We start from the raw sequence: 15269 nt of genomic DNA, 5'->3' as shown, positions 1-15269 counted from the left end.
TTAGCCGGGTGAGTCCTCGACGCCTGCCCACGTTCCTGCTCGTCGCGCTCGTCGGAGCCGCGGCCCTCGCCGGCTGCGGCTCCGACGGCGACACCTCCGGCAACGACCCCGGCAGCGGCGCCACCGGTGGCGCTCCGGCCGACGGCGCCTTCCCGGTGACCATCGAGCACGCGCTCGGCGAGGCCACCATCGAGGAGGCGCCCGAGCGCGTCGTGACGTGGGGGCCGTCGAACCAGGACGCCGTGCTCGCGCTGGGCGTCACGCCGGTGGCGATGCCGTTCTTCGACTACGGCGGCGACGACGAGGGCGTCCTGCCGTGGGTGCGCGAAGCCCTGGGCGACGCCGACCTGCCGGAGCTGCTGCCCAACGCCGCGGGCGAGGAGATCCCGTACGAGGCGATCGCCGAGGCGCAGCCCGACGTCATCCTCGCCGTCTACTCCGGGCTCACGCAGGAGGAGTACGACACGCTCAGCGCCATCGCGCCCACCGTCGCCTACCCGGACGCGCCGTGGAGCACGCCCTGGCAGGAGCAGACCACGATCATCGGGCGGGCGCTCGGCCGCGAGGACGAGGCCGAGCGGCTGGTCGGCGACACCGAGCAGTACCTCGCCACACGCACCGAGGAGTACCCGGAGCTGGCCGGCGCGACCTTCGCCTACGGCACCGAGGACGGCGGGCAGCTCGCGCTCTACACGTCCGACGACGTGCGCGTGCGGCTGCTCGCCGACCTCGGCATGACGCCGGCCCCGTACGTCGACGAGCACGCGGAGGGCGACGGCGTCTACTACTACGTCTCACCGGAGCTGGCCGGCGACGTCGAGTCCGACGTGTTCGTCGCCTGGTTCAACGACCAGGCCGCGGCCGACGCGTTCGCCGCCGACCCGGCGTACGCGCAGATCCCCGCCGTGGCGGCGGGCGCGTTCGCGCCCATCGCCGGCGAGGACTACGTGAGCGCCAGCTCCGCGCCGACCGTGCTGTCGATCCCATGGATGCTCGACGACTACCTGCCTCAGCTGGCCGACGCGGTGGCGGCCTCGGCGGCCTCGGCGGGCTCGACGGCCTCGGCGACCGGCGAGTAGACGCCCTCGGCGGCGAGATCGAAGTTGATCAGCGCCGCGGCGTCCACCCCGGCGGCGGCCGACTTGATCACCGTCGCATAGCCGTCGGCGACGTTGCCGGCCGCCCAGATGCCCGGCACCGCAGTCGCGCCGGTCGGGTCGACGGTGAGGGCGGTGCCGACGACGAGGCCGCCGCGCTCCACCTCCACCGGCTTCAGGCCGAGGCCGGCCACCATGCCGGCCCGGGCGATCGGCTTCGGCTGCACGACGACGGCGCCGACGGGGACGACGTCGCCGCTCTCGAGCTCGACCCCCACGATGGCGTCGTCCTCGATGCGCAGCGCCGCGACCGTGCCCTCGACGACGCGGACGCCCCGCGCGGCGAGGTCGGCCCGCGCGTCGTCACCGAGCTCCGCGGCGGCGGTGTGCGCGAACAGCGTCACGTCGGCGGACCACTGCCGGAACAGCTGCGCCTGGTGGACGGCGCCGGCCGACGTCGCCAGGATGCCGATCGCGCGGTCGCGGACCTCCCAGCCGTGGCAGTACGGGCAGTGCAGGACGTCGCGGCCCCACCGCTCGCGGACGCCGGGCACGTCCGGCAGGTCGTCGACGCCGCCGGTGGCCAGCAGGATGCGCCGCGCCCGCACCTCGTCGCCGTCCTCGAGCCGGACGGTGAAGTCGCCGGACGCGCCGGTCACCTCGGTCACGGACCCGGCGCGGAACTCGCCGCCGTAGCCCTCGATCTCGGCCCGGCCGATCCGGTACAGCTCGGCCGGCGCCGTGCCCTCGCGGCCGAGGTAGTTGTGCACACCGCCGGCGGGCGCGTTGCGCTGTGCCCCGGCGTCGATCACCAGCACCGACCGCCGCGCCCGCGACAGCGTCAGCGCACCGCTCAGCCCGGCGGCCCCGCCGCCGATCACCACCACGTCGTAACGGTTCTCATTAGTCATGTTGTCAGAGTGCGCCTCCGACGCCGGCGGCGGCAAGGTTCGTTGCCGATCTGGCAAAATCGTGCGCATGGACGACGACCGCCTCGGCCAGGTGCTCGACGCCGTCGGGCCGCGGCTGCGCGAGTTGCGCCAGGAGCGCGGCGTCACGCTGGCCCAGCTGTCGGAGACGACGGGCATCTCGGTGAGCACGCTGTCGCGGCTGGAGTCCGGCGGGCGGCGGCCGACGCTGGAGCTGCTGCTGCCCATCGCGCGGGCGCACCGGGTCCCGCTGGACCAGCTGGTCGACGCCCCTGAGACCGGCGACCCGCGGCTGCGGCTGCGCTCGTTCCAGCGCAACGGGATCACCTACGTGCCGCTGTCACGGCGGCCGGGCGGCCTGCAGGCCTACAAGCAGATCTTCCCGCCGGGCGTCCCGTCGCCGGAGCTGGACCAGCGCACGCACGAGGGCTACGAGTGGATGTACGTCCTGTCGGGCCGCATCCGGCTGCGGCTCGGCCCGCACGACGTCCTGCTCAAGGCCGGCGAGGTCGCCGAGTTCGACACCCATGTGCCGCACTGGTTCGGCAACCCCGGCCCCGAGCCGGCGGAGGTCATCAGCCTCTACGGTCCGCAGGGCGAGCGCATGCACGTGCGCGCCCGCCCGAAGCACTGACCCGCCACGGCGCACACGACGCTCACGGCAGGTCGATGCCGTGCAGGCCGCCGTCCTGGTCGCCGAAGACGAGGACGCCGTCGACCACGACCGGGGTGCTGAAGCTGTTCGCCGGACCGGTCTGCAGCCGGTGCGCGATGATCCCGGTCGCGACGTCGACGCCGGCCAGCAGGCCGGTGGTCGCGACCACCCAGGCGGTGTCGCCGGCGATCACCGGGCCGGCGTTCAGCGTGCGGGCGCCCAGCTCGGCGTACCACCGTCGCGTCCCCGTCGCCGGGTCGACCAGCTGGAACCGGCCCCACTCGTCGACCAGCAGCAACCCGTGCTCGGTCAGCCCGGACGGCGGGTACATGCAGCCGCCGGCCACCTGCCAGCGCAGCGCACCGGTGGCGGCGTCGACGGCGAACGTGCTGGACACCGTCGCGAACAGCACGAGGCCGCCGGGCAGCAGCTCGACGGTGTCGTCCCAGGCGCCGTAGAGCAGCCGGCCGTAGGTGTTCGTCCGCGACGTCGTGCTGAACCGCCACAGCCGCTCGCCCGTCACCGCGTCGAACGCGTACGCGTACCCGTCGCCGCTGCCGGCGTAGACCCGCGCCCCGTCGCAGGCGGCCCGCCCGGCGAAGAACCCGCCGAGGTCGGCCCGCCACAGCTCCGCTCCGTCCGAGGGGTCGACGGCGTGCAGCGTGCGGCCCGCGGCGAACACCACGGCCGGCACCGAGTCCGGACCCAGCGCCGTGACGAGCGGCGCCGACAGCACCGGCGCGCCGGCGTCGACGCTCCACTGCTCGACGCCGTCCGCAGCGGCCAGGGCACGGAGCCGATGGTCCGCCGACGGCACGAAGACCGTCTCCACGGTGACGGCGGACGCGCGCAGCACCGGTCCCGCGGACGCGGACCAGCGCGGTCGTCCGCCCCGCCGCGGGTCCACCAGCACCACGTCGCCACCGGTCGACCCGGCCGCGACGAGCCCGTCCGGCGTCGCCGTCAGACCGCCCTGCACGCTCCCGGAGAGTGTCCGCGACCACCGCCGCCCCGGCGTCCCGGCGACCGCCGGCAGCTCGAACGCCGCGGTCGACTCGTGCGTCGCGCCGTCCGCGCCGACGACGCGCAGCTGCAGCCGGTGGGTGCCGGGCGGCAGCGCTGCGGCGTCGACCGTCCCCGACCACCAGCGGCTGCGGCCCGGCGCCGCCAGCGGCACCCACGTCCCGGCGTTGCGGCCGCCGAAGACGTGCTGCGGGTACACCTGCGCGCGCACCTGCGCCGGAGCGCCGTCGCGCGGCACCTCGACGCGGACGTCCAGCGCGCCGCCCGCGGCCAGATCGATGACGACGCGGCCGGGCGCGAGCAGCCGGCCCGAGCCGTCGCCGCCGAGCGGGATCGTGGTCAGCTCGCGCCGCGTCTCGACGCCGTCGATCGCCACCGTCACGGCCCAGACCCGCAGCACCGGGTGCCCGGCGTCCTCGGCCCGCTCGACCCAGTAGTAGAGCGCCGCGTTGCGGGTCGCGGCACCGGTGACCTGCGTGAACCCGTTGAACCGGTAGACGCCCTCGGAGTGCACGTGGCCGGCGAACACCGCGCGGACGGACGACCCGGCGACGGCGCCGAGGAACGCGTCCTGGTCGTTGACGTAATAGTGATCGGCGCCGTACGGGAAGTGCTGGAACAGCACCGCCGGCGCGCCCTGGTCCAGAGCACCCGACAGCCAGCGCAGCCGCTCCGGCCCGAGGTGCCCGGGCTCCTGCAGCAGCTGCGTCGCGTCCAGGCCGACGACCCGCACGCCGCCGACGTCGAACGTGTACGGCGCCGGGCCGAACGTCTGCTGGTAGAGCCGGCCGGCGTTGACGTCCCAGCGCACCTCGTGGTTGCCGGGGACGTGGCGCATCCGCGGCCGCAGCGTCCGCGGGATCGTCGACAGGTACGCGTCGAACTCCGCCCCGGCGCCGTAGTCGGTGATGTCGCCGCAGTTCATGACGAAGTCCGGGTTCGCCCGGTCGATCGACTGGAAGACCCGCGGCAGCAGCTGCAGCCGGACCGGCTCCTCCGGGCTGGCGTGGGTGTCGGTGACCACAGCGAACCGCAGGCCGGCGCCGTCGGGAGCGGCGGCGGCCCGCGCCGGACGGCCGAAGCCGCCCGGCAGCGACGTCGTCGCCAGCGCGCCGGCGACACCGGCCCCGGCCAGGCCGAGGAACCGCCGCCGATCGATGGTCCTGCCAGGTGTGTCGGCCATCGCTGCACCCTCCCGAATCGCCGTGGACTGGCGGTCACGGTAGGGGCGGCGATCGAGCGGCCGGGGCCTGCCGGATGAACTCCCCCGGACCGGCCGGTGAAGACGGTAAGCTCGGCGGCAGCGCGGCCGGAGCCGCGTCCGGGTCCGCGGGCAGGGTCCAACCCACTCCGTCAGCACGTGCCATCGTCCGAGCCTTTGTGCGGCCGACCCTGCGGACCATCGGCGCCCTTGCGCACGGAGGTCTCGATGCCCGAGCTGCCCTCTCGCCCCGACCTGGGCCACCTGAAGAAGCAGGCCAAGCAGCTGCTGCGCCGCCTGCGCGACGACGAGCCCGGCGCGCGGCTGAGCGATGCCCAGTTCCGTCTCGCCCGCGGGTACGGCTTCGCGTCGTGGCCGGCGCTGCGCCGCCATGTCGAGCAGCTGCGCGGCCTGACGGTGACCGGCTGGCTCGCGCTGGTCTATGCCGGCGACACCATCGGCGGGACGCACATCGCCACGCCGGCGAGCGCCGCCGCGGCGATCGGCCAGGTCGACGGCCTCGACCTCGCGGACGCGCACGTCGCCTGCGCCGTCGGCGACGTCGCCGTCGTCCGCGACGCGATCGTCGCCGACCCCGGCTGGGTGCACCGGCCGGGCGGCCCGCTCGGCCTGCCGCCGCTGGTCGCCGTCACGCACTCGTCCCTGGTGCGGCTGACCGATTTCGCCGACGGCGTCCGCGAGTGTGCGCGCGTCCTGCTCGAGGCCGGCGCAGACCCGAACCAGAAGGTCACGCCGCACGGCGGCCACCCGCTGACCGCGCTCTACGGCGCCGCCGGCGTCACCCACGACCGCGAACTGACCGCCCTATTGCTCGAGGCCGGCGCCGCTCCCGACGACGGCGAGTCGCTGTACCACTCCCTCGGCGACCTCGAGTGCACGCGCCTGCTGCTGGCCGCCGGCGCGACGGTGACCGGCACGAACGCGATGTTCGCCGTCGCCGACCACGACGACGCCGACGTGCTGCGGCTGCTGCTCGAGCACGGCGGCGACCCGAACGAGCCGTCGCCGACGTGGGGGTCGCCGCTGCTGTTCGCGATCCGGCGGCGGTGCTCGACGGCGTTCGTGCGGCTGCTGCTCGACGCCGGGGCCGACCCGCGCGCCGTCACCCCGGATGGCGTCGGCGCCTACCGGCTGGCGCTGCGCTTCGGCCTCCCCGAGGTCGCGGAACTGCTGCACGACGCCGACGCCGGCGCCGTCGAGCCGCTCGACGTCCGCGAGCTGGTCGTCGCCGCGTGCGCGAGCGGCGAGGGCGCGGCCGCGCGCCGGCTGCTGGCGAACCACCCGGGCGTGGTGGCGACGCTCGACGACGCCCAGCGGCGGCTGCTGCCCGACCTCGCCGCCGCCGGTGCCGCCGACGCCGTCCGGCTGATGGTCGAGGCCGGCTGGCCCGTCGACACCCTCGGCGGCGACTGGCAGGCGACCGCGCTGAACCACGCCGTCTTCCGCGGCGACGCCGGCCTGACGCGGTTCCTCCTCGAGCACGGCGCCGACCCGGCCGTGCCGCACGGCTTCGGCGACACCGTCGCCGGCACGTTCGCGTGGGCGTCGGTCAACGGCGAGGTGGGCCCGCGCGACTTCGACGGGTGCGCGCGGGCCCTCCTCGACCACGGGGTCGAGCTGCGCTGAGCGGCGGCGTCAGTCCGAGTCGACCGCCGGCAGCGCGAACTGGCTGTTGTACAGGTCGAAGTACGCGCCCCGCCGTTCGAGCAGCACGGCGTGCGAGCCCTGCTCGACGATGGCGCCGTCGCGCATGACGAGGATCAGGTCGGCGTCGCGGATCGTCGACAGACGGTGCGCGATGACGAAGCTGGTCCGGTCGCTGCGCAGCGCCGCCATGGCCTGCTGCACCAGCACCTCGGTGCGGGTGTCGACCGACGACGTCGCCTCGTCGAGGATGAGGATCGACGGGTCGGCGAGGAACGCTCGGGCGATGGTGAGCAGCTGCTTCTCGCCGGCGCTGATGTTGTCGCCCTCCTCGTCGATGACGGTGTCGTAGCCGTCGGGCAGCGAGTGGACGAAGCGGTCGACGTAGGTGGCCTCGGCCGCGGCGCGGATCTGCTCCTCCGACGCCGTGGGGTCGCCGTAGGCGATGTTCTCGCGGATCGTGCCGCCGAACAGCCAGGTGTCCTGCAGCACCATGCCGATGGTGGAGCGCAGCTCGTCGCGGCTCAGCTCGGCGATGTCGCGGCCGTCGATGGTGATGCGCCCGCCCTGCAGCTCGTAGAACCGCATGATCAGGTTGACCAGAGTGGTCTTGCCGGCGCCGGTCGGGCCGACGATCGCCACCGTCCGGCCCGGCTCGGCCACCAGCGAGAGGTCCTCGATGAGCGGCTGGTCCGGGTCGTAGCTGAACGTCACGTGCTCGAACTCGACCCGCCCGCGGGCCGGGCCGCCCAGCGTCGCCGGCGTCTCCGGGTCGGGCACCTGCTCGGGCTCGTCGAGCAGCTCGAACACCCGCTCCGCCGACGCCACGCCGGACTGCAGCAGGTTCGCCATCGACGCCAGCTGGGTGAGCGGCTGGGTGAACTGCCGGGTGTACTGCACGAACGCCTGCACCTCGCCGAGGCTCATCGACCCCGACGCCACGCGCAGGCCGCCGACGACGGCGATCGCGACGTAGGTGAGGTTCCCGATGAAGAACATCACCGGCATGATGAGCCCGGACACGAACTGGGCCCCGAAGCTGGCCTGGAACAGCTCGTCGTTCTTGGCGCCGAACGACTCCTCCACTTCGCGCTGCCGGCCGAACACCTTCACGAGGGCGTGGCCGGTGTAGGCCTCCTCGATCTGCCCGTTCAGCGCGCCGGTGTGCGCCCACTGCGCCACGAACTGCTGCTGCGACCGCTTCGCGATCACCGCGGTCACGACCATCGACAGCGGGATCGTCACCACCGCGATCAACGCCAGCACGGGCGAGATCCACACCATCATCGCCAGCACGCCGAGCACGGTGAGCAGCGAGTTGAGCAGCTGGCTCATCGTCTGCTGCAGGCTCTGCGACACGTTGTCGATGTCGTTGGTGACGCGGCTCAGCACGTCGCCGCGGGCGTTGGCGTCGAAGTACTTCAGCGGCAGCCGGTGGATCTTGTCCTCGACGTCCGAGCGCAGCCGGAACACCGTCCGCTGCACGATCGTGTTGAGCAGGAACGCCTGGATCCACATGAACAGCGACGCGCCCACGTACAGCGCCAGCACGCCCAGCAGCACCGACCGCAGCGCGTCGAAGTCGACGCCCTGGCCGGGCACGACGTCCATGTGCGCGAGCATGTCGGCGAAGGTGTCCTGGCCGTCGGCCCGCAGATTCTCGACCGCCTGGTCCTTCGTGACGTCGGCGGGCAGCTGCCGGCCGATGACACCCTCGAAGATGAGATCGGTGCCGTGGCCGAGCAGCCGCGGGCCGACGGCGTTGAGCGCCACGCTGACGACCGCCAGCACGATCACCAGCAGCACGCCGGCGCGCTCGGGTCGCAGGCGCCCGATCAGCCGCTTCGCCGACGGGCCGAAGTTCATCGCCTTCTGCGGCGGCCCGGCCATGCCGCCACCGAACGGCCCGCCGCCAGGACGTCCGCCGGGGCCGCCGGGACCTCCCGGGCCGGCGGGTCGAGGGGGCGCCGCCGTCGCCGTGGACCCGGCGCCTCCGGCCGGCCTGGACGCGCTCATGCCGCCTCCTCCGCGGTCAGCTGGGACTCGACGATCTCGGCGTAGGTCGGGCTGCTCTCCAGCAGCTCGGCATGCGTGCCGAGCCCGACGACGGCGCCGTCGTCGAGCACCACGATCTGGTCGGCGTCGATGATGGTGGAGATCCGCTGCGCGACGATGAGCACCGCGGCGTCCGTCGTGTGCGGCCGCAGCGCCGCCCGCAGCCGGGCGTCGGTGGCGAGGTCGAGCGCCGAAAACGAGTCGTCGAACAGGTAGATGTCGGGCTTGCGGACCAGCGCCCGGGCGATCGCCAGCCGCTGCCGCTGCCCGCCGGACACGTTGGTGCCGCCCTGCGCGATCGGCGCGTCCAGGCCCTCGGGCAGCTCCGCGACGAAGTCGGCGGCCTGCGCGATGCGCAGCGCCTCCCACAGCTCGTCGTCGGTGGCGCTCGGGTTGCCGTAGCGCAGGTTGCTGGCCACGGTGCCGGAGAACAGGTACGCCTTCTGCGGCACCAGGCCGATCCGCTCGCGCAGCGCCTCGGGGTCGAGCCGGCGGACGTCGACGCCGCCCACCAGCACCTGGCCCGCCGTCACGTCGATGAGCCGGGGCACCAGGCTGACCAGCGTCGTCTTGCCCGACCCGGTGCTGCCGACGATCGCCGTCGTGGTGCCCGGCTCGACGGTGAACGTGACGTCGCGCAGCACCGGCGCCTCCGCGCCCGGGTAGGCGAACTCCGCGCCCCGCAGCTCCAGCGACACCCGCCGCGGCAGCGTCGTCACCGGCTCCGCCGGCGGCACCACCGACGACTCGGTGTCGAGCACCTCGCCGATGCGCTCGGCGCACACAGTGGCCCGCGGCAGCATGACCAGCATGAACGTCGCCATCATGACCGACATCAGGATCTGGATCAGGTAGGTCAGGAAGGCGGTCAGCGAGCCGATCTGCATCTGGCCGTCGTCGACCCGGCCGGCACCGAACCACAGCACCGCCACGCTGGACACGTTGAAGACGAACATCACCCACGGGAACATCAGCGCCATCAGCCGGCCGACGTAGAGGGCGGTCTCGGTGAGCGCGGTGTTGGCGATGGCGAACCGGCTGCGCTCCCACCGCTCCCGGACGAACGCGCGGACCACGCGGATACCGGTGATCTGCTCGCGCATGACCCGGTTGACGCCGTCGATTCGCTCCTGCATGAGCCGGAAGCCCGGCACCATGCGCCGCACGATCAGCGCGATGCCGGCGATCAGCGCCGGGACGCAGATCAGCAGCAGCCAGGCCAGCCCGACGTCCTCGCGCAGCGCCATGATGACGCCGCCGGTGGCCATGATCGGCGCGGTGACCAGGAGCGTGCACGACATCAGCACCAGCATCTGGACCTGCTGGACGTCGTTGGTGTTGCGGGTGATCAGCGACGGCGCGCCGAACCGGCCCACCTCGCGGGCGGAGAACTCGCCGACGCGGTGGAAGACGGCGGCCCGCACGTCGCGGCCGAACCCCATCGCCGTCTTGGCGCCGAAGTACACCGCGCCGATCGTGCAGGTGATCTGCAGCAGCGTCGCCGCCAGCATCCACCCGCCGGTGCGCATGATGTAGCCGGTGTCGCCGCGGGCGATGCCGTTGTCGATGATGTCGGCGTTGAGGCTGGGCAGGTACAGCGAGGCCAGCGTGCCGACGAACTGCAGCACGACGACGGCGGTGAGCCATCGCCGGTACGGGCGCAGGTACGTCCGCAACAGGGTGATGAGCATGGTGCGGCTCCGAACGGGAGTATCGGATGTGAGGTGAGGTGCTTCGTGTGCCCGGGTCGAGGGGGTCAGGGCGAGGGGTCGCCCGCTTCGGTGCTGACGCCGTGCAGGAGGGTGTCGACGACCTCGGCCGGCGTCATCGGCTCGTGGTCGTTGATGAGCGGGTGGAAGCCGGCGAAGGCGAGGACGCGCAGCCGCCGGGCCACCTCGGCCGGAGGGACGCGCAGGCGGTCGCGGTCGGGCTCGAGGAGCTGAGCGATGATCGTCATCATGCCGGCATGCCGCGGGGGCTGCTGCCGGCCGTCGTCGCCGGGCGGCCGGTTGAAGCCGATCGCCACCATCAGCTGGAAGACGCTGGTCAGCCGCTCGTGCAGGATCTGCGCAACGGCCAGCAGCCGCTCCTCCAGCGGCAGGTGGGTGCCGACGGCAGCCAGCCGCCGCTCGGTCTCGCCGGGCTCGAGGGCCGCTTCGAGGGCCCGCCGCAGCAGCGACTCCTTGTCGTCGAAGACCCGGAAGATGGTGCCCTCGGCGATGCCGGCGGCCTCGGCGATCTGCCGGGTGCTGACGGCGAACCCGTGCTGCCGCAGCAGCGGCACGGTGGCGGCGATGATCGCCTCGCGCCGCTCGTCCGGCGACATGGGCGTCGCGCGGGTCCGGCGGGTCTCGGTGGCCATGGGTCACGATGGTAAGTGAGTGAGGACTCACTCACAACCGGTTTTCCCGCGTGTTCGCTCGCCGCGAGCGCCCGGCGTACGCTCGAAGATGAACCGCCGCTGACGAGGAGGTCAGCATGGGTGCGCTATTCGCGATCCTCATCATCCTGGTCATGGCCGGCTTCGTCGGGCTGGGCGCGAGCGCGCGCGTCGTCCGTCAGTACGAGCGCGGCGTCGTGTTCCGGCTCGGCCGGGTGCACGGGCCGCCGCGCGAGCCGGGCTTCGTCTGGATCGCCCCGTTCGTCGACCAGATGCGCAAGGTCAACCTGCAGATCGTCACGCTGCCGATCCCCGCGCAGGACGGCATCACCCGCGACAACGTGACGGTCCGCGTCGACGCCGTCGTGTACTTCCGCGTGCACGACCCCGTCGACGCCGTCGTCGAGGTGCAGGACTACGAGTTCGCCGTCTCGCAGGTGGCCCAGACGTCGCTGCGGTCGATCATCGGCAAGAGCGAGCTCGACGACCTGCTGTCCAACCGGGAGGCGCTGAACCAGGGCCTGGCCCTGATGATCGACAGCCCGGCCGTCGGCTGGGGCATCGAGATCGACCGGGTCGAGATCAAGGACGTCGCGCTGCCGGAGACGATGAAGCGCTCGATGTCACGACAGGCCGAGGCGGAGCGGGAGCGGCGGTCGCGGATCATCACGGCCGACGGTGAGCTCCAGGCGTCGCACAAGCTCGCCTCGGCGGCGTCCGCGATGGCGGCGACCCCGTCGGCGCTGCAGCTGCGGCTGCTGCAGACGATCGTCGAGGTGGCAGCCGAGAAGAACTCGACCCTGGTGCTGCCGTTCCCGGTCGAGCTGCTGCGCTTCCTCGAGAACGCGACGGAGAAGCCGGCCGCTCAGGAGGGCGCCGCCGAGACCAACGGGGCCCGCGAGCTGCCGGAACGGCCGCCGCCACCGCCGCCGGTGACGGCGACGACGGTGCCGCCGCCGGCGCACGTCCCGCGGACGGCCCCGGCCAACGGCGGGTGATGCTAAGGTCACCCGCATGTACGCGACCGTGCTCGGCACGTGGTGGCCCGCCTCCTAGGCGGCCCACTCCCTTCGCGTACCCCACGCAAGCGACCGCCTCACCGAGGCGGTCGCCGTCGTTCCGGCACCCGTTCCGCCCGGTCGAGGCCCGACCGGAAGGAACGACCATGCTGAAGGACCTGCTCGACGACCCCGCTCCCCCGCCGTTCGCCCTGCTCGCCCGCGCCGGCCGGCCCGGCGTCGAGCTGCTGCTCGGTGACGTCGTCGACGTCGACCGGCTGGCGGACATCCCGCTGCCGGACGGGGACAGCCCGGCGACGCTGGCGCTGATCCCGTACCGGCAGCTGTCCGAGCGCGGCTTCGAGTGCCACGACGACGGCGCGCCGCTGCGCTGCCTGCGGGTGCGGTCGCGGTCGCACCTGTCGCGGGCGGACGTCGTGGCCGCGGTGTCCGGCGACGTGGACGTCGCGCCGGGTGGGTTCGACGTCGCCGACGACGAGTACGCGGACATCGTCGGGCGGGTCATCCGCGACGAGATCGGCCGCGGCGCCGGCGCCAACTTCGTCATCCGGCGCGACTACCTGGCCCGGCTGACCGGGTCCGTGCCGCACGCGGCGCTGCGGCTGTTCGGCCGGCTGCTCACCGGCGAACCGGGTGCGTACTGGACGTTCGCGGTGCACGCCGGCGACCTGACGATGGTCGGCGCAACGCCGGAACGGCACGTCAGCGTCGACGACGGCACCGTCGTGATGAACCCGATCAGCGGCACCTACCGCGTCCCGGCGGACGGCGCCACCTCCGACGACCTGCTGCGCTTCCTCGCCGACCCGAAGGAGACCGAAGAGCTGTTCATGGTGGTCGACGAGGAGCTGAAGATGATGAGCGCGGTCTGCGAGGACGGCGGACGCGTCCTCGGGCCGTACCTCAAGGAGATGAGCCACCTGATCCACACCGAGTACCTGCTCGAGGGCGCGACGCGGCTGGACGTGCGCGACGTGCTGCGCGAGACGATGTTCGCCCCGACGGTGACGGGGTCGCCGCTGGAGAACGCGGCGCGGGTGATCACGCGCTACGAGGTGGGTGGGCGGGGGTACTACGCGGGGGTGGCGGCGCTCATCGAGGGCGCCGCCGGCCGGCTGACCGTCGACGCGCCGATCCTCATCCGCACGGCGTACCTGGAGCCGGACGGGACGGTGCGGGTCCCCGTCGGCGCGACGCTGGTGCGGCACTCGGTCGCCGGTCACGAGGTCACCGAGACGCACGCGAAGGCGGCCGGCGTGCTGGCCGCGCTCGCCGGGTCGGGCCGCGCGCGACGGTCGCCGTCGTTCGCCGGCGACCCGGAGATCGCGGCCGCGTTGACCGCGCGCAACCGCACCCTGGCGCCGTTCTGGCTGCGCCCGCAGGGTGCGGACGCCGCACGGCCCACGCTGGCGGGGCGATCGGTACTGATCGTCGACGCCGAGGACCGGTGGACGGCGATGCTGGCGCACCTGCTGCGCCGGCTCGGCATGCGGGCGGAGGTCCGGCGCTGGGACACCGTCGGCGGCCGCCCGGCGGACGGCGACGCGTACGATCTGCTGCTGGCCGGCCCCGGCCCCGGCGACCCGCGTGACGTCGCCGACCCGCGGATCGCCCGGCTGCACGACGTCGTCCGCGCCCGGCTGGCCGCACGGCGGCCGCTGCTCGCCGTCTGCCTCAGCCACCAGGTGCTGGCCGGCCAGCTCGGACTGCCGGTCGGGCCGCTGCCGCGGCCGTACCAGGGCACCCAGCGGGCGGTGCCGCTGTTCGGCCGCGAGACCCGGGTCGGCTTCTACAACACGTACGCGGCGGGGCTCGCCGGCGCCGGGGCCGGTGCCGGTGCCGACATGCCACCGGGTGTGGAGGTCGCGGCGCATCCGGACACCGGCGAGGTGTTCGCGCTGCGCGGGGCCGGGTTCGCGTCGGTGCAGTTCCACCTGGAGTCGATCCTGTCCACCGAGGGGATCGACCTGCTGGCGGAGCTGGTGACGGGCGTGCTCACCCCGGCGTCGAGTCCAGCCGCCGCTGCACCTCGTCGGGGCTGAGGTCGTCGGTCTGCTGCGAGACGATCCACTGGATGCCGAACGGGTCGCGCAGCCGTCCCTGGCGCAGGCCGTACGGCTGGTCGTCGATCGGGAACACGACGGTCGCGCCGGCCTGCTCCAGGGCCGCCCCGACGGCGTTCGCGTCGGGGACGTCCAGCGTGAACAGCGCGCCGGCGGCGGGGTCGTGCTCGTCGGCGTCCTTGATCGACAGCGTGCTCGCGCCGAGCCGGAACTCGGCGTAGACGACCCTGCCGTCCGGCCCGGCGTACCGGACGCCGGGCTCCGCGCTGAGTGCGCGGCGGTAGAAGTCGATGGCGCGGTCGGCGCTGTCGACGACCAGTTTCGGGGTCACGGTGATCTCGTTCATGACCCCATCGTCGCGCCCGGCGACGGCCGCGCGCTTGGAGAAATCGCTCAGCCTGGAGGCTTCTCGTAGCGGTGGCCGGTGGGGCTGATCCAGATGGTGGTGCCGTCGGGGAGTCGTTCGACGTGCCAGTGCCCGTGGTGTTTGAGCTTGTGGTGGGTCTCGCACAGCGCATGCAGGTCGTCGGGGTCGGTGGTCCCGCCGGCGGCGAAGGGGACGATGTGGTCCAGGTCGCAGGTGATCGCGGGCCGGTGGCAGCCCGGTGTCCGGCAGGTCTTGTCCCGGGCGATGACGAAGTCGGCCAGTGCCTTGGTGGGGCGGTATCGGGTGCGGCCGAGATCGAGCAGGTGCCCGCTGCCGTCGGTGCGCAGCCAGGTCCACACACCCTCGGCGGCGAGGACCTTGGCGACGTGCGCGGGGATCGGCCCGTACCCCTCCAGCTCACCCGGCTGGTCACTCAACCCGATCGCGGTGGCGAACGGCACGGTGATGTGCACGGCGATCGGCCGCCGCCGCGGCGGTGGGGTGCTGGTGCTGGACGGTGGCGGTGGTGGCAGCCCGGCGGCCTCGGCACGAGACGATGCACCGCCGGCAGAACCCGCAACTCCGGCGACGTGGCCCAGCGGGCCGGTGACGCCGGCGCCGCGACCGGCCGCGCGATCGACCGAACCGCCGGCAGAGTCGGCCGTTCCGGCGGACGTCCGGTGGGCGGGGTCGCTGGCGGAGCGGGCCGTTGCGGCGGGCGCCTGGTGGGCGGGGTCGCCGGCAGCGGCTGTCGGGCCGGCGGGACCGACCAGGCCGGCGGACGCCCGGTGGGCGGAGTCGCCGGCGGAGCCGGC

At 73.7% G+C, this 15269-nt stretch carries 12 protein-coding genes; 5 read left to right on the top strand and 7 right to left on the bottom strand.

What is annotated here, in order from left to right:
* Window positions 1-8 precede the first annotated feature (8 nt).
* On the top strand, window positions 9-1079 hold the full coding sequence (locus tag DY240_RS08370) for an iron-siderophore ABC transporter substrate-binding protein (protein ID WP_119659481.1): 1071 nt from the start codon (window positions 9-11) through the stop codon (window positions 1077-1079).
* On the opposite strand, the gene DY240_RS08365 is transcribed toward DY240_RS08370, so the two are convergent.
* Complete coding sequence (locus tag DY240_RS08365) at window positions 1010-2008, bottom strand: NAD(P)/FAD-dependent oxidoreductase (RefSeq protein WP_119659480.1); 999 nt, start codon at window positions 2006-2008, stop codon at window positions 1010-1012. The genes DY240_RS08370 and DY240_RS08365 overlap by 70 nt on opposite strands.
* Window positions 2009-2075: 67 nt before the next feature.
* Here DY240_RS08365 and DY240_RS08360 point away from each other — a divergent pair, with 67 nt between their 5' ends.
* On the top strand, window positions 2076-2660 hold the full coding sequence (locus DY240_RS08360; RefSeq protein WP_199701081.1) for a helix-turn-helix domain-containing protein: 585 nt from the start codon (window positions 2076-2078) through the stop codon (window positions 2658-2660).
* Window positions 2661-2682: 22 nt separating this feature from the next.
* Here the strand turns inward: DY240_RS08360 and DY240_RS08355 are convergent, their stop codons facing one another.
* A complete protein-coding gene (locus DY240_RS08355; RefSeq protein ID WP_119659479.1) occupies window positions 2683-4887 on the bottom strand; it encodes an outer membrane protein assembly factor BamB family protein in 2205 nt (734 codons plus the stop codon).
* 246 nt (window positions 4888-5133) lie between these two features.
* Between DY240_RS08355 and DY240_RS08350 the strand changes: the two genes are divergently transcribed.
* Entirely contained in the window at window positions 5134-6552 is a 1419-nt protein-coding gene (locus tag DY240_RS08350) for an ankyrin repeat domain-containing protein (RefSeq protein ID WP_199701080.1), read from the top strand.
* A 9-nt stretch (window positions 6553-6561) separates the two neighbouring features.
* Here DY240_RS08350 and DY240_RS08345 read toward each other — a convergent pair whose 3' ends face one another.
* The 3 genes from DY240_RS08345 to DY240_RS08335 form a co-directional block, all read right to left on the bottom strand.
* Window positions 6562-8586 carry an ABC transporter ATP-binding protein gene (locus DY240_RS08345; RefSeq protein WP_119659478.1) on the bottom strand — a complete coding sequence of 675 codons (2025 nt, stop codon included), beginning with the start codon at window positions 8584-8586 and terminating at the stop codon, window positions 6562-6564.
* Window positions 8583-10316, bottom strand: coding sequence for an ABC transporter ATP-binding protein (locus tag DY240_RS08340; protein ID WP_119659477.1), 1734 nt, complete (start codon window positions 10314-10316; stop codon window positions 8583-8585). Before DY240_RS08340 ends, DY240_RS08345 begins: the two co-directional genes overlap by 4 nt.
* A 65-nt stretch (window positions 10317-10381) precedes the next feature.
* Complete coding sequence (locus tag DY240_RS08335; protein ID WP_119659476.1) at window positions 10382-10987, bottom strand: TetR/AcrR family transcriptional regulator; 606 nt, start codon at window positions 10985-10987, stop codon at window positions 10382-10384.
* 116 nt (window positions 10988-11103) lie between these two features.
* Between DY240_RS08335 and DY240_RS08330 the strand changes: the two genes are divergently transcribed.
* Window positions 11104-12003: a slipin family protein gene (locus DY240_RS08330; RefSeq protein ID WP_119659475.1), complete on the top strand. Its 900-nt coding sequence runs from the start codon at window positions 11104-11106 to the stop codon at window positions 12001-12003.
* 167 nt (window positions 12004-12170) lie between these two features.
* A complete protein-coding gene (locus tag DY240_RS08325; RefSeq protein ID WP_119659474.1) occupies window positions 12171-14066 on the top strand; it encodes an anthranilate synthase family protein in 1896 nt (631 codons plus the stop codon).
* Here DY240_RS08325 and DY240_RS08320 read toward each other — a convergent pair.
* Both DY240_RS08320 and DY240_RS08315 read right to left on the bottom strand, forming a co-directional pair.
* Window positions 14020-14433 (bottom strand): VOC family protein, encoded by a 414-nt coding sequence (locus DY240_RS08320; RefSeq protein ID WP_119659473.1) that lies wholly within the window; start codon window positions 14431-14433, stop codon window positions 14020-14022. The genes DY240_RS08325 and DY240_RS08320 overlap by 47 nt on opposite strands.
* Window positions 14434-14480: 47 nt before the next feature.
* On the bottom strand, window positions 14481-15269 hold a 789-nt coding region (locus DY240_RS08315; RefSeq protein ID WP_147375238.1), incomplete at its 5' end, for an HNH endonuclease signature motif containing protein.

The sequence above is a fragment of the Jiangella rhizosphaerae genome (genome assembly GCF_003579925.1).
Lineage (GTDB): Bacteria > Actinomycetota > Actinomycetes > Jiangellales > Jiangellaceae > Jiangella > Jiangella rhizosphaerae.
This window is presented reverse-complemented; position numbering and strand designations above follow the sequence as displayed.

Excerpts from the sequence above, each read along its gene's own strand:
- DY240_RS08365 (WP_119659480.1), bottom strand. The coding sequence starts at position 2,008 with ATGACTAATGAGAACCGTTACGACGTGGTGGTGATCGGCGGCGGGGCC.
- DY240_RS08360 (WP_199701081.1), top strand. The coding sequence starts at position 2,076 with ATGGACGACGACCGCCTCGGCCAGGTGCTCGACGCCGTCGGGCCGCGG.
- DY240_RS08355 (WP_119659479.1), bottom strand. The coding sequence starts at position 4,887 with ATGGCCGACACACCTGGCAGGACCATCGATCGGCGGCGGTTCCTCGGC.
- DY240_RS08350 (WP_199701080.1), top strand. The coding sequence starts at position 5,134 with ATGCCCGAGCTGCCCTCTCGCCCCGACCTGGGCCACCTGAAGAAGCAG.
- DY240_RS08345 (WP_119659478.1), bottom strand. The coding sequence starts at position 8,586 with ATGAGCGCGTCCAGGCCGGCCGGAGGCGCCGGGTCCACGGCGACGGCG.
- DY240_RS08340 (WP_119659477.1), bottom strand. The coding sequence starts at position 10,316 with ATGCTCATCACCCTGTTGCGGACGTACCTGCGCCCGTACCGGCGATGG.
- DY240_RS08335 (WP_119659476.1), bottom strand. The coding sequence starts at position 10,987 with ATGGCCACCGAGACCCGCCGGACCCGCGCGACGCCCATGTCGCCGGAC.
- DY240_RS08330 (WP_119659475.1), top strand. The coding sequence starts at position 11,104 with ATGGGTGCGCTATTCGCGATCCTCATCATCCTGGTCATGGCCGGCTTC.
- DY240_RS08325 (WP_119659474.1), top strand. The coding sequence starts at position 12,171 with ATGCTGAAGGACCTGCTCGACGACCCCGCTCCCCCGCCGTTCGCCCTG.
- DY240_RS08320 (WP_119659473.1), bottom strand. The coding sequence starts at position 14,433 with ATGAACGAGATCACCGTGACCCCGAAACTGGTCGTCGACAGCGCCGAC.